The organism is Rhodanobacter sp. OR92 (genome assembly GCF_000427545.1).
GTDB classification, from domain to species: Bacteria; Pseudomonadota; Gammaproteobacteria; order Xanthomonadales; family Rhodanobacteraceae; genus Rhodanobacter; species Rhodanobacter denitrificans.
Genome location: NZ_ATYF01000014.1, coordinates 138,164 through 164,381, shown reverse-complemented (window position 1 = coordinate 164,381; position 26,218 = coordinate 138,164). Strand labels below are relative to the sequence as shown.

At 69.1% G+C, this 26,218-nt stretch carries 21 protein-coding genes; 12 read left to right on the top strand and 9 right to left on the bottom strand.

What is annotated here, in order from left to right; translation table 11 throughout:
• Nucleotides 1-2,644 (bottom strand): two-component regulator propeller domain-containing protein (locus RHOOR92_RS18635; RefSeq protein ID WP_051281173.1); only part of this gene is annotated, 2,644 nt, incomplete at its 3' end.
• 657 nt (nucleotides 2,645-3,301) lie between these two features.
• Between RHOOR92_RS18635 and RHOOR92_RS18630 the strand changes: the two genes are divergently transcribed.
• The gene (locus RHOOR92_RS18630; RefSeq protein WP_231378356.1) at nucleotides 3,302-4,267 is read left to right on the top strand and encodes a hypothetical protein; all 966 of its coding nucleotides are present in this window, start codon (nucleotides 3,302-3,304) and stop codon (nucleotides 4,265-4,267) included.
• Nucleotides 4,268-4,518: 251 nt separating this feature from the next.
• Here the strand turns inward: RHOOR92_RS18630 and RHOOR92_RS0108975 are convergent, their stop codons facing one another.
• The 3 genes from RHOOR92_RS0108975 to ubiH all read right to left on the bottom strand — a co-directional run bounded on the left by RHOOR92_RS0108975 (nucleotide 4,519) and on the right by ubiH (nucleotide 7,825).
• The gene (locus tag RHOOR92_RS0108975; RefSeq protein ID WP_007514819.1) at nucleotides 4,519-5,313 is read right to left on the bottom strand and encodes a dienelactone hydrolase family protein; all 795 of its coding nucleotides are present in this window, start codon (nucleotides 5,311-5,313) and stop codon (nucleotides 4,519-4,521) included.
• 80 nt (nucleotides 5,314-5,393) lie between these two features.
• A complete protein-coding gene (locus tag RHOOR92_RS0108970) occupies nucleotides 5,394-6,605 on the bottom strand; it encodes a UbiH/UbiF/VisC/COQ6 family ubiquinone biosynthesis hydroxylase (protein WP_027490100.1) in 1,212 nt (403 codons plus the stop codon).
• Nucleotides 6,602-7,825, bottom strand: coding sequence for a 2-octaprenyl-6-methoxyphenyl hydroxylase (gene ubiH / locus RHOOR92_RS0108965; RefSeq protein ID WP_027490099.1), 1,224 nt, complete (start codon nucleotides 7,823-7,825; stop codon nucleotides 6,602-6,604). The genes RHOOR92_RS0108970 and ubiH overlap by 4 nt, the downstream gene beginning before the upstream one ends.
• Before the next feature lie 99 nt (nucleotides 7,826-7,924).
• On the opposite strand from ubiH, the gene RHOOR92_RS0108960 reads away from it, so the two are divergent.
• The 10 genes from RHOOR92_RS0108960 to RHOOR92_RS0108915 all read left to right on the top strand — a co-directional run bounded on the left by RHOOR92_RS0108960 (nucleotide 7,925) and on the right by RHOOR92_RS0108915 (nucleotide 17,681).
• Complete coding sequence (locus RHOOR92_RS0108960; protein WP_027490098.1) at nucleotides 7,925-8,524, top strand: hypothetical protein; 600 nt, start codon at nucleotides 7,925-7,927, stop codon at nucleotides 8,522-8,524.
• 1 nt (nucleotide 8,525) lies between these two features.
• Nucleotides 8,526-9,095 carry a cob(I)yrinic acid a,c-diamide adenosyltransferase gene (locus RHOOR92_RS0108955; protein WP_015448697.1) on the top strand — a complete coding sequence of 190 codons (570 nt, stop codon included), beginning with the start codon at nucleotides 8,526-8,528 and terminating at the stop codon, nucleotides 9,093-9,095.
• A 10-nt stretch (nucleotides 9,096-9,105) separates the two neighbouring features.
• A complete protein-coding gene (locus tag RHOOR92_RS0108950) occupies nucleotides 9,106-10,026 on the top strand; it encodes a histone deacetylase family protein (RefSeq protein WP_027490097.1) in 921 nt (306 codons plus the stop codon).
• 150 nt (nucleotides 10,027-10,176) lie between these two features.
• Nucleotides 10,177-12,558: an LPS assembly protein LptD gene (gene lptD / locus RHOOR92_RS0108945; RefSeq protein ID WP_027490096.1), complete on the top strand. Its 2,382-nt coding sequence runs from the start codon at nucleotides 10,177-10,179 to the stop codon at nucleotides 12,556-12,558.
• 35 nt (nucleotides 12,559-12,593) lie between these two features.
• Nucleotides 12,594-13,934, top strand: a complete 1,341-nt coding sequence (locus tag RHOOR92_RS0108940; RefSeq protein WP_027490095.1) for a peptidylprolyl isomerase — start codon at nucleotides 12,594-12,596, stop codon at nucleotides 13,932-13,934.
• A 15-nt stretch (nucleotides 13,935-13,949) separates the two neighbouring features.
• The gene (pdxA, locus tag RHOOR92_RS0108935) at nucleotides 13,950-14,999 is read left to right on the top strand and encodes a 4-hydroxythreonine-4-phosphate dehydrogenase PdxA (protein ID WP_027490094.1); all 1,050 of its coding nucleotides are present in this window, start codon (nucleotides 13,950-13,952) and stop codon (nucleotides 14,997-14,999) included.
• Nucleotides 14,996-15,784, top strand: a complete 789-nt coding sequence (gene rsmA / locus RHOOR92_RS0108930) for a 16S rRNA (adenine(1518)-N(6)/adenine(1519)-N(6))-dimethyltransferase RsmA (RefSeq protein ID WP_027490093.1) — start codon at nucleotides 14,996-14,998, stop codon at nucleotides 15,782-15,784. Before pdxA ends, rsmA begins: the two co-directional genes overlap by 4 nt.
• A 69-nt stretch (nucleotides 15,785-15,853) precedes the next feature.
• Nucleotides 15,854-16,237, top strand: coding sequence for a Co2+/Mg2+ efflux protein ApaG (gene apaG, locus RHOOR92_RS0108925; RefSeq protein WP_007509311.1), 384 nt, complete (start codon nucleotides 15,854-15,856; stop codon nucleotides 16,235-16,237).
• A 15-nt stretch (nucleotides 16,238-16,252) separates the two neighbouring features.
• Nucleotides 16,253-17,104 (top strand): symmetrical bis(5'-nucleosyl)-tetraphosphatase, encoded by an 852-nt coding sequence (locus tag RHOOR92_RS0108920; RefSeq protein ID WP_027484515.1) that lies wholly within the window; start codon nucleotides 16,253-16,255, stop codon nucleotides 17,102-17,104.
• A gap of 91 nt (nucleotides 17,105-17,195) precedes the next feature.
• Entirely contained in the window at nucleotides 17,196-17,681 is a 486-nt protein-coding gene (locus tag RHOOR92_RS0108915; RefSeq protein WP_231378355.1) for a hypothetical protein, read from the top strand.
• Nucleotides 17,682-17,744: 63 nt separating this feature from the next.
• Here the strand turns inward: RHOOR92_RS0108915 and secA are convergent, their stop codons facing one another.
• Together secA and RHOOR92_RS0108905 are read right to left on the bottom strand one after the other, a co-directional pair.
• Nucleotides 17,745-20,486: a preprotein translocase subunit SecA gene (gene secA / locus RHOOR92_RS0108910; RefSeq protein ID WP_007509318.1), complete on the bottom strand. Its 2,742-nt coding sequence runs from the start codon at nucleotides 20,484-20,486 to the stop codon at nucleotides 17,745-17,747.
• Between the two features lie 191 nt (nucleotides 20,487-20,677).
• Complete coding sequence (locus tag RHOOR92_RS0108905) at nucleotides 20,678-21,607, bottom strand: M23 family metallopeptidase (protein WP_007509321.1); 930 nt, start codon at nucleotides 21,605-21,607, stop codon at nucleotides 20,678-20,680.
• A gap of 27 nt (nucleotides 21,608-21,634) precedes the next feature.
• On the opposite strand from RHOOR92_RS0108905, the gene RHOOR92_RS0108900 reads away from it, so the two are divergent.
• On the top strand, nucleotides 21,635-22,117 hold the full coding sequence (locus RHOOR92_RS0108900) for a DUF721 domain-containing protein (RefSeq protein WP_015448702.1): 483 nt from the start codon (nucleotides 21,635-21,637) through the stop codon (nucleotides 22,115-22,117).
• 185 nt (nucleotides 22,118-22,302) lie between these two features.
• On the opposite strand, the gene lpxC is transcribed toward RHOOR92_RS0108900, so the two are convergent.
• The 3 genes from lpxC to ftsA form a co-directional block, all read right to left on the bottom strand.
• Nucleotides 22,303-23,217, bottom strand: coding sequence for a UDP-3-O-acyl-N-acetylglucosamine deacetylase (gene lpxC, locus RHOOR92_RS0108895; protein WP_007509325.1), 915 nt, complete (start codon nucleotides 23,215-23,217; stop codon nucleotides 22,303-22,305).
• A gap of 453 nt (nucleotides 23,218-23,670) precedes the next feature.
• Complete coding sequence (gene ftsZ / locus RHOOR92_RS0108890; RefSeq protein WP_007509327.1) at nucleotides 23,671-24,858, bottom strand: cell division protein FtsZ; 1,188 nt, start codon at nucleotides 24,856-24,858, stop codon at nucleotides 23,671-23,673.
• A 123-nt stretch (nucleotides 24,859-24,981) separates the two neighbouring features.
• Nucleotides 24,982-26,214 (bottom strand): cell division protein FtsA, encoded by a 1,233-nt coding sequence (ftsA, locus tag RHOOR92_RS0108885; protein ID WP_007509329.1) that lies wholly within the window; start codon nucleotides 26,212-26,214, stop codon nucleotides 24,982-24,984.
• Nucleotides 26,215-26,218: the final 4 nt, after the last annotated feature.

The following is a 26,218-nucleotide window of genomic DNA, read 5'->3' as shown; positions in this document are numbered from 1 at the left end:
CCAGGTCCAGCGCGTCGTTCAGCAGCTTCAAGAGCATCCCGCCGGAGCGCTGCATCGCCTGCGTGTAGTCGTGCTGCTGGCGATTCAGCGGCGTGCTCAAGAGCAGTTCGGCCATGCCCATCACGCCGGTCATCGGCGTGCGGATCTCGTGGCTCAGCGTGGCCAGGAACTGCGTCTTCGCCGCNCTCGCCGCCTCCGCCAGCTGNCGCTGCTGCTCGACCAGCTGCACGTGGTGCCGCTGCGCCAGGCGCCGGCGCCAACCGTGCAGCACCAGGCCGACCAGCGCGGCCGCGAGCAGCACGTAGATCGCCCACGCCCACCAGCGCCGCCACGGCGGCGCCTCGACGTGGATGCGCAGCGGCGTGGCCAGGCGCACCCATTGGCCGTTCGCGCCCGCAGCCATCACGTCGAGCGTGTAGTCGCCGGCGCCAAGGCCGCTGAAATCGCGCCCGCCGCGGCTGCCGGTGTCCACCCAGTCGCTGTCGAAGCCGTGCAGCCGGAAGCGGTAGCAGTTCGCGGCCGGATTGACGAACGACGCCACCCGCGCCTCGACGTGCAGGTCGCGATCGCGCCATGGCAGGCGCACCGGCGGCCCCGGCGCCAGCGGCTGCACGCGATTGCCTCGCCGCACCGTGACCGCAGTTAGCGTCAGCGGCGGCGCTGCGCCGTGTTGCTGCAGCCGCGCCAGTCGCTCCGGCCGGAACGCCATCACGCCGCCGCCGCTGGCGGCGAACAGGGTGCCGTCCGGCGCCAGCTCGACCGAGCCGTTGGTGAACTCGCCGCTGGACAGCCCCTGCGACGGGCCGAACGCGGTGAACTGCCTCGTCGTCGGCTCGAACCGCCACAAGCCCGGGTTGGCGAACAGCCACAGCCGGTCCTGGCGGTCGACTTCGATCGCCATCAGGTCGGCGGCGAACGGCTGGCGGCTGATGTCGACGCTGGCATCGCGCTCGGCGCGGCCATCGACCTCGCGGTAGTGCTCCAGCGCCTCGCTGGTGGCAGTCCAGAAACCGCCGGCATCGAAGGCGAAGGCGAGGATCTCGTGATGCGGCACGCCGGGCACGAAGGCCAGCCGCTGGCTCGCGCCGTCGCCGCGCAGGAGGCCGCCCGCACTGGCGTACCACAGGCGGCCGGCGTGGAAGCTCAGCTGGTCGTGGAAGCGGGTGTCGCCCGGTGCATCGGCCGGCATCAGCGAACTGCCCACCATGCTTGCCGAATCGAGCGCGAACACGCCCTGCCCCCACGAGGACACGTAGATGCGCCCGTCATCGCCGGCAACCAGCGCGGTGGGCCGATTGACGTGGCTGCGTTTCGCCTCGATGGCGGTCAGCTTGCCGCGGTCGTAGCGGTAGAGCTCGCCCGGCCCGGCGATCCACAAGCGGCCACGGGTGTCTTCGGCCAGCGAGGCGAGGTTGCCGCGCAGGCCCTTCAGCACGTGCTCGACCTCGCCGGTGGCCGGATCCAGCTTGTCGATCCAGCCGTTGAAGCCGCCGACCCACAACCGGCGGTCGCGGCTGCGGTGCACCGACAGCGCGGCAATGTTCGACAGGCTGTGCGGATCGTCGGGCACGTGGGTGAAGCGGGTGAAGCCGTTCCAGCCTGGCGGCAGGTAGGCGATGCTGGACTGGTCGAAGGTGAACCAGAGCCCGCCCTCGCGATCGCGCAGCAGCTGCCACAGGCGGTCGCCGGGCAGGCCGCCGGGCAGCAACGGCTGGCCGACGATGTGCTGCAGGCGGCCGCCGCCGGCATCCATCCACACGCCGTTCAAGCTGCCCATCCACAAGCGGCCCTGCGCATCGCGGGCACTGCCGAGGATGCGCAGCGACGACAGTTGCGGGCTCGCCAGCGGACGCGCCACGCCATCGGCGCCGATCACCAGCAGGCCGCCTTCCAGCGCCACCCGCACTTCGCCGTCGCCGCCGTCGATGCGCCAGGCCTTGCCGAGCTCGCCATGGAAGGACGGATCCACCGGCACGCGCCGGATCGTACCGTCGCTCTGGCGCAGGTACAGGCCGCTGTGCGCGCCGATCCACAGCCGCCCGTCGGCCTCCGCCAGCAGCGCGCGAACGGCACCGAACGGCTCGCGGCGGCCATCGACCTCCCGCGCGATGTGGTCGAAGCCGCGGCCATCCGCGCGCAGGCGATCCAGTCCGCCCTGGGTGGCGACCCACAGCGCGCCGTCGGACGTCTGCGCGATGCTCCACACTTCATTGTCGGCCAGGCTGTCCGGCTGGTCGTCGGCATGCTCCCAGTGCCGGAAGCGGCCGCTCGTCTGGTCGTAGCCGATCAGTCCGGTCGACACGCCGCCGGCCCAGATCCGGTTGTCGCGATCGACGAACAGCGCATAGGTCTGGTTCGCCGGCAGCGACTGCGGATCGCCCACCACGTGCCGGAACACCGTGAAGTCGACGCCGTCGAAACGCACCAGGCCGCCGGCCGAACCGAACCACAGCAGGCCGTGGCGATCCTGCGCCACGGCGTAGATCGCCCCGCTGGGCAGGCCATCGGTCGTTCCATAGAGGCGGAACTGCGGCGTCGGCAACGGGCCGGCCGCACGCACGCCGAGTGCCGGCGTGGCGGCGAGGGTGCTGCCGGGCGCGGACACCAGCACGCCCAGGACCCCACCCAGCAGCCAAGCGGACAATCTCGATCCGTTCCCCATCCATCCCCCGCGCCGCGGTGCCGCGACGTCCACGCCGGCCTCGGCCGCCGCCGTGCCTGCAACGCAAGATAGTGCCAAAAGCACGCCCCCGGCGCGAGCGAGACCCGCGCGAGGCCGGTCGCGAAGCTGGCTAGAATGCACGGATGTCCCGACGCCCGCGCTTGCTGCTCACCGCGCTGGCCATGGCCGCGCTGCTGTGGCTGCTGTTCGCCGCCGCCGAACGCGCGCTGGCGCTGGCGCAGCGTTTCCTGGATTTGCCGTCGTGGCTGCAGTGGACGCTGGGCGGCGTGCTGCTGATCTTTGCCGCGGCCGGTCTCGCCGTGCTGTGGTGGCTGCTGCGCCCGCGGCGCCGGCGCCGGCCGCCGCCGGCGCCCGATCGCAGCAGCCTGGAGCAGCGCATCGGCCGGTTGCGCGACCGCGGCGCCGACACCGGCGCGCTGACGGCGGAGCTGGGCGAGCTCGATCGCCGCCGCGACAGTTCGCGCATCTACGTGGCGCTGTTCGGCGAAATCTCCACCGGCAAGTCCAGCCTGGTCCGCGCGCTGGCGCCGCACGCGCAGGTCGCCAGCGACGTGCGCGGCGGCACCACCCGCGGCGTCGGCCACTTACGACGGCAAGCTGCCGGACGGTCGCACGCTGGTGCTGGCCGACGTGCCCGGCAGTCGCGAGGCCGGCGGCGAGGCGCACGAAACGCTGGCGCGCGAGGAAGCGCTGCGCGCGCACGCTGTGGTCTATCTGTGCGCCGGCGACCTCAGCCGCCGCCAGGCCGACGAACTGCGCTGGCTGGCCGACTTCGGCAAGCCGCTGCTGCTGGTGCTGAACAAGGCCGACCAGTGGAGCGATGCCGAGCGCGATCAATTGCTGGAGCGCCTGCGCCGGCACGCGCGCGGCATCGCCAGCGCGGTGCTGGCGATCAGCGCCGGCGGCAGCGAGCGCTACCAGCGCCAGCTCGCCGACGGCCGCACCGAGTCAGTCGAGCGCCAGCGCAAGCCCGCGATCGAGCCGCTGCTGCAGGCGCTCGAACGGCTCACCGCGTCCGGCGCCGAAGGCCTGGAGGATCTGCGCGAGAACGCCGTGCTGGCCGGCCTGCATCAACGCACCGGCACGCTCGAAGCGCAAACCCGCGCCGAGCAAGCCGAACGCATCGTCCGCCAGTACGCGCGCCGCGCCATCGTCGGCGCACTCGCCGCGGTGGCGCCGGGCAGCGACCTGGTGATCCAGGGCGTGCTTGCCACCGGCCTCACCCGCGCGCTCGCCGAGCTCTACGGCGTCAAGGTCAGCGACGTGCAGATCGAGGATTTCGTGCAGCAGGCCAGGCTCACCCTGCGCACCGGCAGCTCGATCGTGCTGGCCGTCGCCGGCAACGCGTTGAAGGCGTTCCCCGGCCTCGGCACGCTGGGCGGCGGTGTACTGCACGCGTTCGCCTATGCGCTGATCTTCGACTCGATGGGCCGCGCGCTGGCCGCCTCGCTGGCCGAACGCCAAAGCCTCGACCAGCACGACGCCGGCGAGCGCCTGAAGGAACTGCTCGCCGACGCCGGCGGTACGCGGCTGCGCCAATTGGCCACGCTGACGATGGACGCGGTGCGTGAGGGCAAGGCTTGAGGCGTGCCACTGCGAGTGACGCGTACGGCGGTCGCGCCTTTCCGTACCCGGAGAAGAGCTCAAGAGCCTTCGTCCCCCTGCGGCAGCCGAAAGCTCTTGGCTCTAAAAACTCCCGCCTCGAACAAAGCAAGAACATCGCGCACAGCGTGCGCTCCTACCGGGTCACACAAGAGAAAAAGTGACTCGGTTGCCGCTGGCAGATGAAATCCCCTGCTCCATAACCACCAGCGCCATCGCGTCCACCAAGAATCCTACGGCGTGCCCGCGAACGCCGCGCGCAGCCAGTCGTGCATCAGGCGGTAGCTGCGGGTGGCGGCGCGTTCGTCGTAGCGGCAGCCGGGCGAGTTCTCGCCGACCTCGGTGAAGCAGTGCACCGCGTGGCCGATCACCACGAACTGCCAGTCGACCGGACTCATGCGCATCTCGTCCATGAACTTGTCCGCGTCCGGCATGGTGCCCTTGTCGTCGGCGCCGTTCATCGCCAGTACGCGCGCCTTGATGTGCTTCGCCAGCGTCGGGTCGTCGGTGTCCAGGCCACCGTGGAACGACACCACCGCGGCCACGCCGGCGCCGCTGCGGGCGAGGTCGAGCACGGCCGAGCCGCCGAAGCAGAAGCCGATCGCAGCCAATTTCGACGCGTCGAGCGGCGCGCTGGCCGCCTGCGCCTTCAGCTGGTCCAGCGCCACGTTGATCCGTTTGCGCATCAGCGCGCGATCGCCGTACAACGGCTTCACCGCCGCCTGTGCCTGCGCCGCGTTGCCCGGCTGCGGGCGCACGTCGGCGCCGTACATGTCGGTGAGCAGGATCACGTAATCCTTGCCGGCGATCATCTCGGCCTTCTTTACGGCCACGTCGTTGATGCCGTACCAGTTCGGCACCATCACCAGGCCCGGCCGCTTCGCGCTCGACGCGTCGTCGTAGAGCAGCACGCTGTGGAAACGGGTGCCGTCCTGCGTCCACTCGACCGGGCGATGCACCATCTTCGCCTGGGCGGCAAGGCTTGAACCGGCGAACAACAGCAGACAGCAGAGTCGGGCGATACGCATGGTCGATCCTCCGTCAGGGTTGACTCCCTCCCCCGCTTGTCCCAAAGGGACTTCCTTCGGTCGCAGGGGTGGGTAAAGGCTCAAAGTCCGGCAGCGTGCTCCGAGAGCTGCCGCTTCAGCGGCGCGAGCCGATCCAGCAGGCGTACGCCGATGCCGCGCGCGGCCACCAGTGCCGGCGACTGCCACGCGTAGATGCGCGCCAGCGCGTCGAAACCCAGCGCATCCAGCGTATCGGCGCTGCGCCGGCGGCGCGCGTAGCGACGCAGCACGTGGGCAGCGCCGATGTCGCGGCCGGCGGCACGCGCGTCGAGCAGCGTGTCGCGCAGTTCGACCACGTCGCGCAGGCCCAGGTTGACGCCCTGCCCGGCCAGCGGATGCACCGCGTGCGCGGCGTCGCCGAGCAACACGAAACGCTCGGCCTGGTAGCGCTCGGCCAGTTGCAGTTTCAACGGGAACGCCGCGCGCGGCGTGGTGGCGAAGATGCGGCCGAGCCGGAAGTCGCTGGCCACGCCGAGCTCATCGAGGAAAGCCTGCTCATCCAGCGCCAGCACGCGCTGCGCCTCGGCCTCCGGCAGCGACCACACGATCGAGCTGCGCCCGTCGGCCAGCGGCAGCAACGCCAGCGGCCCGCCCGGCAGGAAGCGTTGCCATGCAGTGTCCTGGTGCGGCCGCTCGGTGGCGACGTGTGCCACCACCGCGCGCTGTGCATAGTCGCGGCCGCGCGTGCCGATGCCGGCCAGCGCGCGCAGCGGCGAGCCGGCGCCGTCGGCTGCCACCAGCAGCCCGGCGGAAAGGGTCTCGCCGCCGGCCAGTTCCAGTTGGATGCGGTCCTCGAGCGCCTCGAAACCCTGCACTTCGGCCGGGCACAGGCAGCGCACGCCCGCTGCCTCCAACGCCTGCCACAGCGTCCACTGCACCAGGCTGTTCTCGACGATGCAGCCGAGCCGGTCGCGCCCCTCGCTGGCGGCATCGAAGTCGATCGCCGCGCCGCTTTCGGCGTCCCACACGTGCATGTGCGTGTACGGGCCGACGCGAGCGTCGCGAATGGACGTCCAGACGCCCAACTCGTCGAGCAGCGCGATCGACGACGGTGCCAACCCGACCACACGCAAGTCCACTTCGGCACGCGCGTCCCAGGCCGCCGGCGCGCGGGCCTCCAGCAGGGCGGTGCTGAAGCCAGCCCGCGCCAGGGCCAGCGCCGCGGCGGCGCCCACCATGCCGCCGCCGACCACGGCCACGTCCAGCGCGGGCGCGCGGCGGCGCGAAGGCATGTCCTGCAATGGCGTGTTCATGGCAGGCGCTCCAGCACCGCCCGTGGCGGCTCGCCGCGGAAGCCCATGCCACGCCGCGCCAGCGCGCGCTGCAGCGGCGGCAAGTGGTCGCAGGCCAGCAGGGCCAGCGAGCGCAGCGGCGCCAGCAGCGGCTGCGGCAGGCAGGCCAGCCGTACCAGGCCGTGGCTCATCGCCATGGTGCCTGCGCGATCCGGCGCGCGCCGCGCGGCGTAGCGCGCCAGCAACTCGGCGTCGCCCGGATCGGGCGCGGCGGCGGCCAGCTCGGCCAGGGTCAGCGCGTCGCGCAGGCCGAGGTTGAAACCCTGCGCGCCGATCGGGTGCACGGTCTGCGCGGCATTGCCCACCAGCACCGCGTGCGGCGCGGTCAGCTGGCTGGCGGCAACCCGCTGGATCGCATACGGATGCCGCCTGCCCGGGCGACTCAGCCGGCCCAGCCGCCAGCCGAAACGGCGCTGCGCCAAGGCGATGAAGGCGGCGTCGTCCAGCGCGGCCACCGCGTCGGCCACGTCGGCAGCCACGGTGAGCACCAGACCGCAGCGCCGTTCGGCCAGCGGCAGCAGCGCGACCGGGCCGTCGTCGGAAAAACGCTCCCACGCGCGGTTCGCGTGGTCGCGTTCCGGCGTCACCGTGCACACGAACAGGGTCTGCCGGTAGTCGTGCCGCTCGGCGTCGATGCCCAGTCGCGTTCGCACGAACGACGGCGTACCGTCGGCGCCCACCAGCAGCGGCGTGTCGAGGTTGCGCGTGCCGTCGACGGTTTCGACCTGCGCACGCCAGCCGCGAGGCAAGGGCTCCAAGGCGGACAGCGTCGCCGGCGCCAGCCGGGTCAGCCGGGTGCATTCGTCCAGCCGACGCAGCAGCGCGGCGCCCAGCTCGCGCGCCGGCAGGGTCCAGCCCAGCGCGTCGACGCCGTGCCGGTCCGCGTCCAGGCGCGTGCTGCCGAACTCGCCGGCACGGCTGACGTGGATGCGCCGGATCGGCGTGGCACGGGCGGCGGCATGGCGCCACACGCCGATCGCGTCCAGCCCGTTGACGGTGGCACGGGCCAGCGCCAGGTTGCGCTCGTCGTAGCTGGACTGGGCGTCGGCGCGCGGCGCGGCGGTCTCGACCAGGGTGGCGGCAACGCCGGCGGCGTCCAGCGCGATCGCCAGGCTGGCGCCGACCAGGCCGCCGCCAATGATCAGCACGCTGCCGCCGACAGGGGATGCGGAAGGGTTCATGCGACGGATGATACGCGCCGGCGCCACACCGACACATCGGACCGGTCGCATTGGGCTAAACTTGCACGCCTGTATCCCGCCGAGCTGCACGGAGTCCACATGGCAACCTCAACGACCCGACGCCTGGCCATCTTCCTGGGCCTGGCCCTGGTGATGGGCGTCACCCGCTTCCATCCCTCACTGCTGCACCACGCGTTGTGGGACGCCTCGTGGGGCGTGTTCTTCCTCGCCGGCTTCTGGCTGCGCGGCCAGGTCCGCTGGGCCTTCCCGCTGCTGATGGCCGAAGCGGTACTGGTGGATTACCTGGTGATCAGCGGTCAGGGCATCGACTTCTGGAGCCACTACTGCGTGTCGCCGGCCTACTGGTTCCTGGTCCCGTCCTACGGCGCGCTGTGGCTGGGCGGCAGCTGGCTGGCGAAGCACCAGCAGGGCCTGGACCTGCGCACGCTGGGCCTCGCGGCCGGCGCGCTGCTGGTGGCCGAGGGCGTTTGCTACCTGGTCTCCAACGGCAGCTTCTACTGGATCAGCGCCAGCGTGCCGCTGCCGCGCAGCACGGCCAGCTGGTTCGCCAACCTGGGCGACTGGTACCTGCCGTTCCTCGCCGGCACCGCCGTGTACGTGGCGCTGGGTGCGCTGCTGCACGTGCTGGCGACCCAGCTGACGCACGCCGCGCAGCGCAGCGGCCACCCCCGGCACTGACGTGGGCAACCGCCTCTCGCGGATCTACACCCGCACCGGCGACGACGGTTCGACCGGTCTCGGCGACGGCTCGCGCGTGGGCAAGGACTCGCCGCGGGTCAACGCCTACGGCACGGTGGACGAGCTCAACAGCACGATCGGCATGCTGCTGGCTGCCGACGGCGTCGATGACGAAGTGCGCGAGGCGCTGACCCAGGTGCAGCACGATCTGTTCGACCTCGGCGGCGAGTTGTGCATCCCGGGCATGGCGCTGGTCGAGGACAGCGACATCGAACGGCTGGAGCGCATCCTCGACAGCCTCAACGAACCGCTGCCGCCGCTGAAGGAATTCATCCTGCCCGGCGGCGGCATGGCCGCGGCCTGCGGCCACCTGGCGCGCACCGTGTGCCGTCGCGCCGAACGCGCGGTGATCACCTTGTCGCGGACGGAGCAGATCCGCACCCAGCCGCAGCGCTACCTGAACCGGCTGTCCGACCTGTTGTTCGTGATCTCACGCGTGCTGGCCCGAGCCAGCGGCCACGGCGAGGTGCTGTGGCAGCACGAGCGCCGCCGCAAGCCTTCCGCGACCTAGGTCCGCCGCCATGCTGCGGCTGTACACCCATCCTGCCTGCCTGCAGCACGATCCCGGCCCGGGACACGTGGAGCGGCCGGCGCGCCTGCAGGCGATCCTGCGGGCGCTGGACCATGACCGCTTCGCCGCGCTCGACCGCCTCGAGGCACCCCCGGTCACCCGCGAGCAGCTGCTGCGCGTGCACGGCGCGGCACATCTCAGCGAGGTCCTGCTCGGCGCGCCGGCGGGCGAGATGCTCGCCCTGGACCAGGACACCGTGATGGGTCCCGGCTCGACCGAGGCGGCCCTGCGCGCGGCCGGCGCCGTGGTCGCGGCGGTCGACGCGGTGCTCGGCGGTGCCGCACTGCGCGCATTCTGCGCGGTGCGCCCGCCCGGCCACCACGCCACACGCGAGCGGGCCATGGGCTTCTGCCTGTTCAACAACGTCGCGGTGGGCGCCGCCCACGCGCTGGCCGCACACGGGCTCAAGCGAGTCGCCATCGCCGACTTCGACGTGCACCACGGCAACGGCACGCAGGACATCTTCGAGCGCGAGCCGCGCGTGCTGTTCGCCTCCAGCCACCAGTGGCCGCTGTACCCGGACAGCGGCCGCGAGGATGAGCGCGGCGTGGGCAACATCGTCAACGGCACGCTGTCGCCCGGCGCCGGCTCGCACGAGTTCCGCGAGCTGTGGGACGGCGTGCTGCTGCCGCGGCTGCATGCGTTCAAGCCGCAGTTGGTGCTGGTTTCGGCCGGTTTCGACGCCCACCGCAACGACCCGCTGGCCGACATCCGGCTGGGCAACGAGGACTATGCGTGGATCACCGAACGCCTGGCGGCGCTGGCCGACACACACGCCGGTGGGCGGCTTGTCTCCACCCTGGAAGGCGGCTACGACCTGGCCGCGCTGGCGACCAGCGTGAGCGCGCACGTCGGCGCCCTCGTCGAGTAAGACGCCGTGCGGCGCGCTGCATTCCGCATCGAATTTCCCCGCTCGGCACCCGCCCAGGCTGAATCCCGACGTGCGGCGAGAAAACGTTCACCTGCCGCCCCGGGGGTCTTTCTGTTAGCTTAACGAGCCTTCGAAGCCGGCAGATTTCCCGTGACGCCCAAGCTACCTCCACGCCGCCTGCTGGCAGTCGCCGCCGCCCTGGCCCTGTTCGGCGGCCAGGCCGATGCCAGCAGCCCCCAGGTTCCGCCCGCCCACCCCACCGCCCCGGCCGACCAGGCCTGTCCGCTGGGTTCGTTCCACTGTGCGCCGCGCCCGCTCAACTACGCGATGTGCCGGCCCAACGCCTTGCTGGAGTTCTACGATCCCAGCCTGGGCAGGGACACCAGCCTGCGCGAGACCAGCCCCACCCTGGTGCAGGCGCAGCACGTGGACAGCTCCAACCGGTCGGTCTATCACCTGTCCGGCGAAGTGAAGCTGCAGCGTGCCGACCAGCAGCTGCAGGCCGAGCGCATCGACTACAACGACCAGAACACCGACTACGACGCCCGCGGCGACGTGCGCTACCAGGACGCCGGCCAGTTGCTGGCCGCCTCGAGCATGCGCGGCAACACCGACGCCAGCCGCGGCGTCGCCAACGACGTGCGCTACCAGATGCTCGACGCGCGCGGCAACGGCACGGCCGGCCAGGGCCAGATGCTGGATGCGCAGCACACGCGCTACTCGCAGGCCACCTACTCCACCTGCGACGTCGGCCACCACCTGTGGGAGTTCCGCGCCAAGTCGATCACCATCAACAAGGAAACCGGCGTCGGCGTGGCGCGCAACGCCACCATGCGCCTCGGCAACGTGCCGTTCCTGTACCTGCCGTATTTCAGCTTCCCGGTCGACGACCGCCGCAAGACCGGCTTCCTCTACCCGACCATCGGCCACACCAGCCGCTCGGGTTACGAGATCAGCACGCCGTACTACCTGAACCTGGCGCCGAACTACGACGCCACGCTGGATCCGCGCTACTACAGCGCGCGCGGCGCGATGCTGGCCGGCGAATTCCGCTACCTGACGCCGGGCAGCCGCGGCCAGCTCAACGTGGAATACGTGCCGGACGACCACGGCAAAAGCGACGGCCTCGCCGACACCAAGGGCGACTCGCGCTACCTGGTGAAGTTCGCCGACAGCACGCAGTTGTGGAAAGGCTGGCAGTTCGTGGGCTCGTACAACCACGCCTCGGACAGCAGCTACCTGTACGACTACGGCGACGCCCTGTCCCATTCGGCCGTCTACACGCTGGCCTCCAACGCCACGATCGCGGGCGGCGGCAAGTGGTGGAACGCCTCCTTCGGCGGCACCATCTACCAGAACGTCAATCCGTTCGTGACCGACAGCAGCCTGCCGTACAAGCAGCTGCCGTACGCGAAGTTCAGCATGGACGTGCCGCTGTCGCGCTGGCTGGAATTCGGCGTGGACAGCTCGGCGGTGGCATTCCGCAAGACCGGCTTCGTCGAGGGCCAGCGCGAGGACCTCTACCCCTACCTGGAAGCGGACTTCGGCAGTTCGGCCTGGTTCGTGCGTCCGCGGCTCGGCTATCGCTACACCGCCTACCAGCTGGACAGCAGCTACCGGAATTACGGTTATTACGGCCTGCTCGGCAGCGGTGCGACCACGCCGTTCGACCAGCAGTCGCCGAGCCGCTCGCTGCCGATCGTCAGCCTCGACAGCGGCCTGGTGTTCGACCGCAGCGCCACGCTGTTCGGCAACAGCTACACGCAGACGCTGGAGCCGCGGCTGTACTACCTGTACGTGCCGTACCGCAACCAGAACAACCTGCCGCTGTTCGACACCCGGACGATGTCGTTCGACTACTGGCAGTTGTTCTCGACCAACCAGTTCTCCGGCGCCGACCGCCAGATGGACGCGAACAACCTCACCGCCGCGCTCACCACCCGCCTGCTGGACGACGGCGGCGTCGAGCGGGTGTCGGCCAGCATCGGCCAGATCCACTATTTCAGCCCGCAGAAAGTGCTGGGCACGGACTGGGTCCGCTCGGCCTACGTGGCCCAGCTCGACGTGCAGCTCAGCGAGCGCTGGCGGCTGGACAGCGCCTACCAGTGGAGCCCGAACACCCGCTTGACCGACCTGGCGGCGGTGCAGCTGCAGCGCCGCCTGCGCACCGACGGCATCCTCAATTTCTCGTACCGCTATCGTCGCGGCCTGCTGGAACAATACGGCGCTTCGGTGGTCTACCCGGTGTCCGAGCGCTGGCGGCTGGTGGGTGCATGGACCTATTCGGTGAAGGATCGCGAAAGCGTCGATGCGCTGGCCGGCGTGGAGTACGACAGCTGCTGCGTGTCGCTGCGGCTGGTGGGGCGCAGCTACGTGAACCAGAGCTACTACGGCTTCGGTCCGGCCCCGACGGGCGGCAACACCAACCATCGCGACAATGCCGTCATGTTCGAGGTGGTTTTCAAGGGACTGGGCTCCACCGGCGGCCAAATCGATCCACTGCTGCGCCGTGATATTCTCGGCTATCAATAAACGCATTCGCCCCGGCGAAATCAGGCTTTCCACTGATGAAGCAATCCCTTGCATTTCTCCTGTTCGCGCTCGCGATCTTGCTCCCCGCCCATGCCCAGCTGCTGACCCCGGCCGCCCCGGCCAACCAGCCGCTGGACCGCATCGTGGCCGTAGTCAACGACGACGTGATCCTGCAGAGCGAACTGAACGATGCCGTGCTCTCGGTGCAGCAGCAGTACGCCGGCCACACCGAGCAGCTGCCGCCGATGAATGTGCTGCAGCAGCAGGTACTGAACCGTCTGGTGCTGATGCGCCTGCAGATCCAGAAGGCACAGGATCAGGGCATCCACGTCTCCGACGCCGACGTCGACCAGGCCATCCAGGGCGTGGCCCAGCAGAACAAGCTCAGCCCCGAGCAGTTGCGTGCCGAGGTGGAGCGCAGCGGCGCCAGCTTCGCCTCGTTCCGCGAACAGCTGGCCGACCAGATCACCGTGCAGCGGCTGCACCAGAACGTGGTGCGGGATTCGGTCTCGGTCACCGACAGCGAAATCGACAACCTGCTCAGCAGCCCGACCTACAAGGCCGGCGAAGTGCACCTGGCGCACATCCAGATCAGCATTCCCGGCGGCGCCGACGCCGCCGCGATCCAGGCCAGCCAGGCCAAGGCCGAGCAGACGCTGGCCGCGATCAAGGGCGGCATGGATTTCAACGCCGCCGCGATCCGCTACTCGGACGCGCCCGATGCGCTCGACGGCGGCGACCTCGGCTGGCGCCGGCTCGACGAAATCCCGCCCGCGTTCGCCGACACCATCACCTCGATGAAGCCCGGCGAGGTCAGTGCGGCGCTGCGTGGGCCGACCGGTTTCCACATCCTCAAGCTGGTCGACCAGCGCCAGAGCAGCCGCAAGATGGTCACCGAGCTGCATGCACGGCAGATCCTGATCAAGCCGAGCGAGCTGCTGACCCCGGCCCAGGCCGAACAGAAGGCGCAGGACCTGTACCACCGCATCGTCGACAAGCACGAGGACTTCGCCACCCTGGCGAAGGAAAACTCCAAGGACGACACCACCGCCAACATCGGCGGCGACATGGGCTGGTTCCCGCCGCAGGCGTGGGGCCAGGCCATCGCCGCGCAACTGGGCCAGCTGAAGGACAACCAGGTGTCGGCGCCGTTCCAGAGCGCTGCCGGCTGGCACATCCTGCAACGGCTCGGCGAGCGCCAGAGCGACCAGACCGTGCAGATCGAACGCGACCAGGCGCGCCAGGCCATCGGCACGCGCAAGTCCGAGCAGGCCTACGACGACTACCTGCGTGACCTGCGCTCGAACGCCTATGTCGACATCCTGGTGCCCGAGCTGCGCGCGGCGGACGATCGGGCCGCCGCCAGCGCGCCATAAAGGCGGTTGGACACCATGCCACTGCCCCGGCTCGCGCTGACCGCGGGCGAGCCGGCGGGCGTCGGCCCCGAATTGCTGGTTCGACTGGCCACCACGCCGCTGGCGGCAACCCTGGTGGCGATCACTGACCGCCACCTGCTGCAGCGGGCGGCCGCACGCTGCGGCCTCGCCGTCGAACTGGCCGATGATGACGGCAGCGCACCGCCCATGCGGCGCCCCGGCACGCTGCGTGTGCAGCACATCCCGCTGGCCGTCGACGAAGTGCCCGGCCGGCCCGATCCGCGCAACGCCCGGCACGTGCTGGACACGCTGGCCGAGGCCGCCGACGGCTGCATGGCCGGCCGCTACGACGCGGTGGTCACCGCGCCGCTGCAGAAAGCCTCGATCAACGACGCCGGCGTCCGCTTCAGCGGGCACACCGAGTTCTTCGCCGAACGCGCGCACGCCGACGTGGTGATGATGCTGGCCAGCCCGGAGCTGCGGGTGGCGCTGGCCACCACCCACCTGCCACTGGCGGCGGTACCGGCGGCGATCACGCCGGCCGCGCTGACCCGCACGCTGCGCATCGTGCATGGCGAACTGCAGCGCAAGTTCGGCATCGCCGCGCCGCGCGTCGCGGTGCTCGGCCTCAATCCGCACGCCGGCGAAGGCGGCCACCTCGGCCACGAGGAAATCGACACGGTGATCCCGGTGCTGGACGCGCTGCGCGGCGAAGGCATGCACCTGCTCGGCCCGCTGCCCGCCGACACCGCGTTCGTGCCGGCACAGCGTGCGCGCTACGACGCGGTGCTGGCGATGTACCACGACCAGGCGCTGCCGGTACTGAAGAGCGAGGCATTCGACCGCACCGTGAACCTCACCCTCGGCCTACCGTTCATCCGCACCTCGGTCGACCACGGCACCGCGCTGGACCTGGCCGGCAGCGGCCGCGCCGATCCGGCCAGCCTGATCGCCGCGGCGAACATGGCATTGGAACTCGTGGCGCGCTGCGCCACTCATCCATCCTCTCCCCGCCGGGGAGAGGAACGAGGTGAGGGGCCACCCCCACCGGAAACAAACCGATGAACGCGCGCCCCAAGAAAAGTTTCGGCCAGCACTTCCTGCACGACCGGCGCTACATCGACCGCATCGTCAGCGCGATCGCGCCGCGGGCGGAGGACTTCGTGGTCGAGATCGGCCCAGGCGAGGGGGCGCTGACCCTGCCGCTGCTGGCGGTGGCCGGCCGGCTCACCGCGATCGAGCTGGACACCGACCTGATCCCCGGCCTGCAAGCGCGTGCCGCCACCACGGGCGAACTGCACATCATCCACGCCGACGTGCTGAAGGTGGACTTCAGCGCGCTCGCCCACAGCCACGGCGTGCCGAGGCTGCGCATCGCCGGCAACCTGCCGTACTACATCTCCAGCCCGATCCTGTTCCACTGCGTCGAGCACGCCGCAGCGATCCAGGACATGCACTTCATGCTGCAGAAGGAGGTGGTCGAGCGCATGGCCGCCGAACCGGGCAGCAAGGTGTACGGCCGGTTGTCAGTGATGCTGCAGCTGGCCTGTCGCGTGGAACCGCTGTTCGACGTGCCGCCGGAAGCGTTCCGCCCGCCGCCGAAGGTGGAGTCCGCGGTGGTGCGGCTGCTGCCGTTACCGGCCCACGAACTGCACGATGCGCCGCCCGAACATGTCCATGCCGTGGTCAAGGCCGCGTTCGGCCAGCGCCGCAAGACGCTGGCCAATGCGCTGCGGCAACTGCTCGACGCCGACGCGATCCGTCGCGCCGACGTCGACCCGAAGGCGCGTGCCGAAACCCTCGCCCCGGCCGATTTCGTGCGCTTGGCCAAAATCTACGGCAACCCCTGAACGCGGAAACCGCAGCGCGGTCGCGACGCTGCCCGCCCCATTCGCGGCGGCAGGCCTTACAATCCCGGCATGACTGAAAAATCTTCCTACACGATCGACGTGCAGGTCGAAACCCGCTTCGTCCCCGATCAATCGAAGCCCGGTGACAATCGCTACGTTTTCGCCTACACCGTTACCCTGCGCAACGCCGGCGAGATGCCCGCACGCCTGCTCACCCGCCGCTGGATGATCACCGACGCCAACGGCAAGGTGGAGGAAGTGACCGGCGAAGGCGTGGTCGGCGAGCAGCCTTGGATGCGGCCCGGCGACGATTTCGAATACACCTCCGGCGCGGTGCTGGAGACGCCGGTCGGCACCATGGGCGGCAGTTACCAGATGCTGGCCGATGACGGCACGGAGTTCGAGGCGCCCATCCCGACCTTCACCCTGTCCATCCCGCGTACGCTGCACTGATGGCCCTGCGCTGACATGGCTACGTACGCGATCGGCGACGTGCAGGGCTGCTACCCCGAACTGCAGCGCCTGCTGGAGAAGCTGCGCTTCGATCCGGCACGCGACCGGCTGTGGTTCTGCGGCGACCTGGTCAACCGCGGCGGGCAATCACTGGACACGCTGCGGCTGATCCACGGCCTGCGCGAGCACAGCGTGGTCACCCTCGGCAATCACGACCTGAGCCTGCTGGCGATCGCCCAGCGCCGGCCCGACGCGCAGGCGCGAGTGAATCCGGAGCTGCGCGAGGTACTGTTCGCCGACGACGCGCCGGTGCTGTTCGAATGGCTGCGCTCGCAAAAACTGTTGCACCACGACGAGCAGCTCAACTGGACCATGGTGCACGCCGGCCTGGCGCCGATGTGGACGCTGCGCCAGGCGCAACGCGCGGCGCAGGATGTCGAGCGCGAGCTGTCCAGCCCGCGCCACCCGCGGCTGCTGCGCAACCTGTTCGGCAACCGGCCGGCGCAGTGGACCAGCCGGCTACAGGGCCTGGATCGCCAGCGCGCCACCATCAACACGATGACCCGGATGCGCTACTGCGACGTCAACGGCCGCATCGACTTCGAGGCCAAGGGCATCCCCGGCACGCAGAAGGCCGGACTGTATCCGTGGTTCGAGGTGCCCGGCATGCGCCGGCGCGACACCCGCATCGTCTGCGGCCACTGGTCCACGCTGGGCCGCTTCGCCGGGCTCGGCGTGCACGCGATCGACACCGGCTGCGTCTGGGGTGGGCAGCTCACCGCCTTGCAGCTGGACGGCGAGGAGCTGCAGTACATCGCGGTCAACGCCGAGCCGCACCGCAAACGGCCGCCGGGCGGCGAGGATTGATGCGATACGAAAGGGAACTGAATATTCACGATTCGTGATCTACCGTGGATGTACTCGGGGTGTCGAAATATCTGCCATGAACGGAGGTTTCATGAAGCCCTCTACCATTCGCATGCTGCCCCTGCTCGTCGCGATGTCCCTGGCGTCCGGAAACGCTGCCAAGGCACTGCCACCCGGCGAAGCCGACCAAACCACGCAGGTATCGAGTACCACGACGACACAGCTGATCGTTCCGCGCGGAAACGCGGAACACCAGTCGATCCGCGATACGCTGAACCGAGCGATGCAAAAGTCCAGGCTGGGAAACGTGGGCAGCCTCGACCCGGCGGCGCTCGGTGACTTCGACGTAGTCCTTGTCAGGCATATCAGGAACATGCAGCAGCCGATGCAAGCCTGGCCCGCCCCACCCTGGGGAGGCATGAGCTGCACGCCGGGGGACACGGCCAGCATCAGCACTTGCTCGGGCGGACTCCAGCAGACCTGGGAGCTCTCGTGCGTGGGCGGATCCACCGGCGGCTTGTGGGTTACCACTGCCTACAAGGGCCAGTACGTCACGAGTTGCCAAAAGCAGCAATAAGCCACACCGCTTGCAACCAAAAAGCCCCGCTCGAAGCGGGGCTTTTTTTCAGCGGTCCGTGGCTCAGGCCAGCTGGCCGTGGCAGTGCTTGTACTTCTTGCCGGAACCGCACGGGCACGGGTCGTTGCGGCCGACCTTGGGGCCGTCGTGCTGCGCGGACGGCTGCGCCAGGCGCATGCCGGCACCGACCGCCGGCTCCGCCGCCCCGCCGCCAAACGCGCCTTCCGCCGGCGCGCCGCCGCCGCTGGCCAGCATCTGCTTCTGCAGGCGGTCGGCCAGGCGCCGTTGCTCGGCCTCCATCGCGGCGACTTCCTCCTCGCTGCGGATGCGGATCCGCGCCAGCATCTGCACCACTTCGGCCTTGATCCGCTCGAGCATGTCGGAAAACAGCTTGAACGATTCGCGCTTGAACGCCTGCTTCGGGTCCTGCTGCGCATAACCGACCAGGTAGATGCCCTGGCGCAGGTAATCCATGCTGGCGAGGTGATCCTTCCAGGCATTGTCGACCACGGTCAGCATGATGTGCTTTTCCAGCTGGCGCATGGTCTCGACGCCGATCTGCGCCTCCTTCGCCTGGAACAGCTCGTTCACCGCGCCGCGCACGTGCTCGAGGATCATCTTCGCGTCGATCTCGTGCTGCTGCTCGATCCAGCGCTTGAGGTCGAGCGACAGGCCCAGCTCGCTTTCCAGCTCGCGGTCGAGCCCGGCCAGGTCCCACTGCTCGTCGATGCTGTCGTCCGGCACGTAGGCGCGCACCATGCTCTGCACCACGTCGTCGCGGATGTCGGCCACGGTGGCCTGCACGTCGTCGCCGTCGAGCAGCTCGTCGCGCTGGCGGTAGATCACCTTGCGCTGGTCGTTGGCGACGTCGTCGAACTCCAGCAGATGCTTGCGGATGTCGAAGTTGTGCTGTTCGACCTTGCGTTGCGCCTTCTCGATCTGCCGGCTGATCATGCGGTCTTCCAGCGCGTCGTCGTCCTTCATGCCGAAGCGCTTCATCCAGCGCACCAGGCCTTCGCCGCCGAAGATGCGCAGCAGGTTGTCCTCCAGCGACAGGTAGAAGCGCGAGGAACCCGGGTCGCCCTGGCGGCCGGAACGGCCGCGCAGCTGGTTGTCGATGCGGCGCGACTCGTGCCGCTCGGTGCCGATGATGTGCAGGCCGCCGGCGGCGACCACCTGCTCGTGCAGCTTCTTCCACTCGGCCTTGACGCGGGCGCGATCCACCTCGGTGGCCTCGGCCGGCAGCGCCGCCAGCGCCGCATCCAGGCTGCCGCCGAGCACGATGTCGGTGCCGCGGCCGGCCATGTTGGTGGCGATGGTGACCTGACCGGGGGCGCCGGCCTGGGCCACGATGTGCGCCTCGCGCTCGTGCTGCTTGGCGTTCAGCACCTCGTGCGCCACGCCGGCCTTGTTCAGCAGGCCGGAGAGCAGCTCGGACACCTCGATCGAAGTGGTGCCGACCAGCACCGGCTGGCCGCGCTCATGGCAAGCCCGGATGTCCTCGATCACCGAGTTGTACTTCGGCGTCTGCGACAGGAAGATCATGTCCGGGTTGTCCTTGCGGATCATCGGCTTGTGGGTGGGGATCACCACCACCTCCAGGCCGTAGATGCTCTGGAACTCGAACGCCTCGGTGTCGGCCGTGCCGGTCATGCCGGCCAGCTTCTTGTACATGCGGAACAGGTTCTGGAACGTCACCGTGGCCAGCGTCTGGTTCTCGCGCTGGATCGGCACGCCCTCCTTCGCCTCGACCGCCTGGTGCAGGCCGTCGGACCAGCGCCGGCCCGGCAGGGTACGGCCGGTGAACTCGTCGACGATGATCACCTCGCCGTCGCGCACGATGTAGTCCACGTCGCGCTGGTAGATGCCGTTGGCGCGCAGCGCGGCGTTGAGGTGGTGCACCACCGCCAGGTTCTTGGAATCGTACAGGCCGCTGTCCTGCTCGATCACGCCGGCGGCGCGCAGCAGTTCATCGGCGTGCTGCATGCCCGCCTCGGACAGGTGCACCTGCTTCTGCTTTTCGTCGACCCAGTAGTCGCCCTCGCCGTTCTCCTCGGCCTGACGGACCATCCGCGGCACGATCTTGTTGACCGCGAGGTACAGCTGCGGGGAATCCTCGGCCGGACCGGAGATGATCAGCGGCGTGCGCGCCTCGTCGATCAGGATCGAGTCGACCTCGTCGACGATCGCGTAGTTGAGGCCGCGCTGGTAGCGCTGTTCCTTGCTGAGCGCCATGTTGTCGCGCAGGTAGTCGAAGCCGAACTCGTTGTTGGTGCCGTAGGTGATGTCGGCGGCGTAGGCGGCATGCTTGTCGGCGTGGTCCATGCCCGGGTACACCACGCCCACGGTCAGGCCGAGGAAGTTGTACAGCTTGCCCATCTGGGCCGAGTCGCGCCGGGCCAGATAGTCGTTGACGGTGACCACGTGCACGCCCTTGTCGGCCAGCGCATTCAGGTAGACCGGCAACGTGCCGACGAGGGTCTTGCCCTCGCCGGTACGCATCTCGGCGATCTTGCCCTGGTGCAGCACCATGCCACCGATCATTTGCACGTCGTAGTGGCGCATGCCCAGGGTGCGCTTGGCCGCCTCGCGTACCACCGCGAAGGCCTCCGGCAGCAGCTTGTCCAGCGATTCCCCGGCGGCGACGCGCTGCTTGAACGTGTCGGTCTGGCCGCGCAGCTCGTCATCGCTCAGTTTCTCGAATTCGGGCTCCAGCGCATTGATGCGGTTGACACTCTTGGAAAGCTGGCGCAACACGCGTTCGTTGCGGCTGCCAAACAGGCTCGTCAGGGCACGATTGAACATCGATCTTCCGGGTTGGGAGTGAAATGCCCACGGCAGGCGCGGGCCAATCGGGCATGTTACTACATGCCCGCCGGGCGCCGCCCACGGGGCCGACCGCGCCGGGACGCGGCCCGTCAAGCCAGGCCGCGGCGCCATCCTGAATGGCGCCGGCCAGGGCGGGATTCAAGGGATGGCGGGCCGGAAACCCGGCGTCAGCGGTGGTTGCGCACGAACGCCAGCGGGTTGACCACGCGGCCGTCGTACCAGACCTCGAAATGCACGTGCGACCCGGTCGAGCGGCCGGTGGAACCGGCCCGGGCCACCACGTCGCCGACCTGCACATGCTGGCCCGGGCGCGCCACCAGCGCGCTGTTGTGCGCATAGCGCGTCATGTAGCCGTTGCCGTGGTCGATCTCGATCACGTTGCCGTAGCCCTTGCGCACGCCGGCAAAGGTCACCATGCCTTCGGCCACGGTGTGTACCGGCGTGCCGAGCGGGGTCGAGATGTCGATGCCGGTATGCCGTGCCGAGCGGCCGTCGAACGGGTCCGCGCGCACGCCGAAATAGGAGGAAATATAGCCCTGCACCGGCATCCCGGTCGGCTTCAGGTTGGACTCGATCCGCGCATCCAGCAGCAGGCTCTGCAGCGCCGACAGCTGCGCCTGTTGCCGATCGAACTGGCTGGCCAGCTGGTTGATGCTGTTGTCCAGCGCCGGTGGCAGGGCATACGCGCTGCTGCCGGCATCCTCGACGCCGCCGACCGCCGGCTGCTGGTCGAAATCGAACTCGCCGTCGTCGAGCTTGCCGACCTCGGCCAGCCGCTCGCCCAGCGCATTCAGGCGCGTCGACTGGGCCTGCAGCTGCCCCAGCTTCACGGCCAGCGCATCGAGGCCGCGCTGGGCCTCCTGCCGCACGCCGCCCAGTTGGGTGTCCTGCTGCCGGATCTGCTGCTGCAGGTCGCGAATCTCGGCCAACGCCCGGTCACGCGGGCTGGCTACCAGCACGGCCAGCGCCACGCCGGCTCCCATGCAACCGAGTACCGCCAGCGCGACCGCCGAAAGCAGCTTCAGACGCAGGCGGCGATCCGCCAGGTCGAGGGTCTTCGGCAATTTCCGGGCGCGTGATACGAGTATGATCTGCATGTCTTTCCTGGGTCGAATTCCGGCACCATGCAACGCGCCACTCCAGCCATTTCCCGCCGCACCGGCAACGGACCGAAGTCCCTCGCCGACTGCGGCTCCTTCGCGACGCTGGCCCGAAAGGCCGACGCGCTGGAAGCGCTGGACCGCGCACTGCGCCAGACGTTGCCATCGCCATTGCGCGAGCAGGTGAGATTCGCCAACCTGCGCAACGACCGCCTCGTCTTCCTGGCGTCTTCACCGGGCTGGGCATCGCGCCTGCGCTTGATGCAGACACAAATCCTTGCCGCCGCACATGCCATCGGCACCTGCGCCAGTTCAGTCACCGTGAAAGTGGTCCCCCCACCACCGGCGGCAATGACACCGGACCGATCGAAACCGCTTTCGCCCGCCGCCGCCGCCCACCTCAGGGCCGCCGCCGCGTCGTTCACAGACCCCGAATGGCGGGTACTGTTCCTTGAGCTGGCGTCCTTCGCCGAAACCGCTGATTCCCCCTTGCCCGGCACGGACTGATCTGCATCGGTTCGCGTGCCGGAGGCGGTTTTATAGCACGCCGTTTGTTAAGGAGTAATCCGCCATGTCGCGGAGGCGTGAAGCGCAGCGCGTACAAAGCGTGATTCGCATTGCAAAAAAACGGCCATGTCTCGCGACACGGCCGTTTTTCGTGAGGGTTTGGTGGAGAAGAAGCGAGTGCCGGCTCAGATCGCCTGTGCCGGGTGGGCGTAGGAGATCGGCGAGGTGGCCGGGTCGTCCTGGTAGCTGACCTCTTCCCACGCCGAGGCATCGGCCATCAGCGTGCGCAGCAGCTTGTTGTTGAGCTCATGGCCGGACTTGTGCGCGTGATAGGCGCCGATCAGGCTGTGGCCGAGCAGGTACAGGTCGCCGATCGCGTCCAGGATCTTGTGCTTGACGAACTCGTCCTCGTAGCGCAGGCCGTCTTCATTCAGGACGCGGTAGTCGTCCAGCACCACCGCGTTGTCCATCGAGCCGCCCAGCGCCAGGTTGTGCTCGCGCAGCATCTCGATGTCGCGCATGAAGCCGAACGTGCGGGCGCGGCTCACTTCCTTGACGAAGGACGTGGTGGAGAAGTCGATCTCGGCACGCGAGGTGCGCTGGCTGATGATCGGGTGGTTGAAGTCGATCGAGAAGCCGACCTTGAAGCCTTCGAACGGTTCGAAGCTGGCCCACTTGTCGCCTTCCTGCACCTTCACCGGCTTCTTGATGCGGATGAAGCGCTTGGCGACGTTCTGTTCCTCGATGCCGGCGGATTGCAGCAGGAACACGAACGGACCGGCACTGCCGTCCATGATCGGCACTTCCGGCGCGGACAGGTCGACATAGGCATTGTCGATGCCCAGGCCCGCCATCGCCGAGAGCAGGTGCTCGACCGTGGAGACGCGCACGTCGCCATCGGCCAGCGTGGTCGACAGCCGGGTATCACCGACATTGTCCTCGCGCGCGCGGATGTCCACCGGCGGGGTCAGGTCGGTACGGCGGAACACGATGCCCGTATTCGGCGCCGCGGGACGCAAGGTCATGTACACCTTGTCACCCGTATGCAGACCGACGCCGGTCGCCCGGATGACGTTCTTAAGCGTACGCTGCTTGATCATCGTAGTTGGTACCTGTGTAGGCAGCAGCCAATCAGGGGCGGATGCTAACACAGTTTTAACCTGTGATAAAAGCAAACCGTACCGTACAGTCTGATTAAGCCTTCATGTTTCTTTCATCCTTGAAAGCTGACACGTCCGTTGCGGCTTTCCCGATGAGGCGATGGTTCGACACGACACCCCGTGCCTGGGACGGGAATCCGGCACGGGGTATCGGGCCGGTCGCCGCGAGCCAAGCCGCGTCGACTGGCCGTGCGCCATCCCGACGCACAGTCTTGCTGCTGCAAAGCGGCGAACGGCCTGCCCGATGTGGCTGGTCTCGCCCCCCGCGCAGTACGCGACCCGGCCGATGGCCGGCGGCACGGCACGATGGGAGTAGTGACTGACCCAACGGGCATTCGTTCAATACTTTCGCATCTCCTTAACTTGTGCAAGCTGTCAGAAGTCAGTGGACCATCAGTCGGCCTGGCGGCGCAGGAACGCCGGGATATCCAGGTAATCGAAGCCCGGCTCGGCATGCTTCGCCGGCGCCGCGGGTTCCGCGCGGCCATGGCTGACCGTGATGTCCGGCTGGGCGTAGTCGACCACCTCGTTGCCGGTGCCGGTACGCAGCACCACCGGGCGCGGCCGCATCTGCACCTGCTGGGTCTCGACCATGCGGATCGGCGGATGCTGGCGCGAGGCCATCGCCCGGTTGAGGCCGGTGGCGACCACGGTGACCCGCACGTCGTCCTTCATCTCCGGATCGAGCGAGGTGCCCATCACCACGGTGGCGTCCTCGCTGGCGAAGTCGTGGATGATCCGGCCGATCTCGTCGAACTCGCGCATGGTGAGGTTCGGGCCAGCGGTGACGTTGACCAGGATGCCGCAGGCGCCGTTGAGGTTGACGTCCTCCAGCAGCGGGTTCTTGATCGCCGCCTCGGCCGCCGCCTGGGCGCGGTCGTCGCCACGAGCGGTACCCGAGCCCATCATCGCCAGGCCCATCTCCGACATCACGGTGCGTACGTCGGCGAAGTCGACGTTGATCAGGCCCGGGGCGGTGATCAGGTCGGCGATACCCTGCACGGCGCCCTGCAGCACGTCGTTGGCGGCCTTGAACGCGTTGAGCAGGGTGACCTCGCGGCCGAGCACGCTGAGCAGCTTCTCGTTCGGCACGGTGATCAGCGAGTCGACGTGCTGCGACAGGTCCTCGATGCCCTTCAGCGCGACCTGCATGCGCCGACGGCCCTCGAACGGGAACGGCTTGGTCACCACCGCCACGGTGAGGATGCCCTTCTCCTTGGCCAGCTGCGCCACCACCGGCGCCGCGCCGGTGCCGGTGCCGCCGCCCATGCCGGCGGTGATGAACACCATGTCGGCGCCCTCGAGCATCGCCTCGATCCGCTCGCGATCCTCCAGCGCGGCCTGCCGGCCGACCTCGGGATTCGCGCCGGCGCCGAGACCCTTGGTCACGTTGCCGCCGAGTTGCAGGTGGGTGCGCGAGCCGCAGCTGTTCATCGCCTGCGCGTCGGTGTTGGCGACGACGAATTCCACGCCTTCGATGTTGGCATTCAGCATGTGTGCCACGGCATTGCCGCCGCCGCCGCCCACGCCGATCACCTTGATGACTGCATTGGGTGCGAGTTTATCGATCAGTTCAAACATTTCCCGTCCTCCGTAGAGTTGTTGTCGTTTTAACCATGAAGGGCGACTCCTGTCGGTTCATGGTGGTGGGTGGATATCCCTCCGCCCGTGGCGTCGCCTCCTGCGCCGCCGGATCCGTGTTGCTCAAAAGTTCCTGGTGAGCCAGCCGCGCAACTTGCCGACCAGACCGCCGACGCTGCCGCCGCCCGAACCGCCCACGCGGGTGCCGCCGGCGCGTGCACCGTGCAGCAGCAGGCCCACGCCGGTGGCGTGCAGCGGGCTGGAGACGACTTCGCCGAGGCCGTCGATCTGCTGCGGCACGCCGATGCGCACCATCTTGTGGAAGATCTCCTCGGCCAGCTCCAGCGCGCCTTCCATCTTCGAGGCGCCGCCGGTCAGCACCACGCCGGCGGCGACCAGGCTCTCGTAGCCGGAGCGGCGCAACTGGTCCTGCACCATCTCGAAGATTTCCTCGTAGCGCGCCTGCACCGACTGCGCCAGCGCCTGCCGGGCGAGCCGGCGCGGCGGCCGATCGCCGACGCTGGGCACCTGGATGGTTTCCTCGGCGTGCGCCAGTCCGGTCTGCGCGCAGGCGTACTTGATCTTGATCTCCTCGGCGTGCGCGGTCGGCGTGTGCACGCCGTAGGCGATGTCGCTGGTGACCTGGTCGCCGCCGACCGGCAGCGAGGCGGTGTAGCGGATCGAGCCCTGGGTGTAGATCGCGATGTCGGTGGTGCCGGCGCCGATATCGACCAGGCACACGCCCAGCTCGCGCTCGTCGTCGGTCAGCACCGCCTTCGCGCTGGCCACCGCCGACGGCACCAGTTCGTCCACGGTGAGGCCGCAGCGCTGGATGCACTTGGTGACGTTCTGCACCGCCGCCGCCGCGCCGGTGACCAGGTGCACGTTCGCCTCCAACCGCACGCCGCTCATGCCGATCGGCGCACGGATGCCGTCCTGGCCGTCGATGCGGTATTCCTGCGACTCCTTGTAGAGCACCTTGCGGTCGGCCGGGATCGCCACCGCGCTGGCCGCCTCCAGCACCTGCTCCAGGTCGCTGGCGGTGACTTCGCGGTCGCGGATCGCCGCGTTGCCGTGCGAGTTGCGGGTTTCCAGGTGGCTGCCGGAGATCGAGGCGTAGACCGAGCGGATGTCGCAGCCGGCCATCAGTTCGGCTTCTTCCACCGCGCGCTGGATCGAGTGCACGGTCGATTCGATGTCGACCACCGAGCCGCGCTTCATGCCGCGCGAGACGTGGGTGCCGATGCCGATCACGGTGATCGGCTCGCCCGGCTCGTACTCGCCGACGATCGCCACCACCTTCGAGGTGCCGATGTCGAGCCCGACCACCAGTTGCTTGTCGTTGCGCGGCTTCATAGAG

Coding starts and splice junctions, on each gene's coding strand:
- secA (WP_007509318.1), bottom strand. CDS start 20,486: ATGTTCAATCGTGCCCTGACGAGCCTGTTTGGCAGCCGCAACGAACGC.
- RHOOR92_RS0108905 (WP_007509321.1), bottom strand. CDS start 21,607: ATGCAGATCATACTCGTATCACGCGCCCGGAAATTGCCGAAGACCCTC.
- RHOOR92_RS0108960 (WP_027490098.1), top strand. CDS start 7,925: ATGGCAACCTCAACGACCCGACGCCTGGCCATCTTCCTGGGCCTGGCC.
- rsmA (WP_027490093.1), top strand. CDS start 14,996: ATGAACGCGCGCCCCAAGAAAAGTTTCGGCCAGCACTTCCTGCACGAC.
- RHOOR92_RS0108975 (WP_007514819.1), bottom strand. CDS start 5,313: ATGCGTATCGCCCGACTCTGCTGTCTGCTGTTGTTCGCCGGTTCAAGC.
- RHOOR92_RS0108900 (WP_015448702.1), top strand. CDS start 21,635: ATGCAACGCGCCACTCCAGCCATTTCCCGCCGCACCGGCAACGGACCG.
- RHOOR92_RS0108940 (WP_027490095.1), top strand. CDS start 12,594: ATGAAGCAATCCCTTGCATTTCTCCTGTTCGCGCTCGCGATCTTGCTC.
- ubiH (WP_027490099.1), bottom strand. CDS start 7,825: ATGAACCCTTCCGCATCCCCTGTCGGCGGCAGCGTGCTGATCATTGGC.
- ftsZ (WP_007509327.1), bottom strand. CDS start 24,858: ATGTTTGAACTGATCGATAAACTCGCACCCAATGCAGTCATCAAGGTG.
- RHOOR92_RS0108950 (WP_027490097.1), top strand. CDS start 9,106: ATGCTGCGGCTGTACACCCATCCTGCCTGCCTGCAGCACGATCCCGGC.
- RHOOR92_RS0108970 (WP_027490100.1), bottom strand. CDS start 6,605: ATGAACACGCCATTGCAGGACATGCCTTCGCGCCGCCGCGCGCCCGCG.
- pdxA (WP_027490094.1), top strand. CDS start 13,950: ATGCCACTGCCCCGGCTCGCGCTGACCGCGGGCGAGCCGGCGGGCGTC.
- lpxC (WP_007509325.1), bottom strand. CDS start 23,217: ATGATCAAGCAGCGTACGCTTAAGAACGTCATCCGGGCGACCGGCGTC.
- ftsA (WP_007509329.1), bottom strand. CDS start 26,214: ATGAAGCCGCGCAACGACAAGCAACTGGTGGTCGGGCTCGACATCGGC.
- RHOOR92_RS0108920 (WP_027484515.1), top strand. CDS start 16,253: ATGGCTACGTACGCGATCGGCGACGTGCAGGGCTGCTACCCCGAACTG.
- RHOOR92_RS0108915 (WP_231378355.1), top strand. CDS start 17,196: ATGAAGCCCTCTACCATTCGCATGCTGCCCCTGCTCGTCGCGATGTCC.
- apaG (WP_007509311.1), top strand. CDS start 15,854: ATGACTGAAAAATCTTCCTACACGATCGACGTGCAGGTCGAAACCCGC.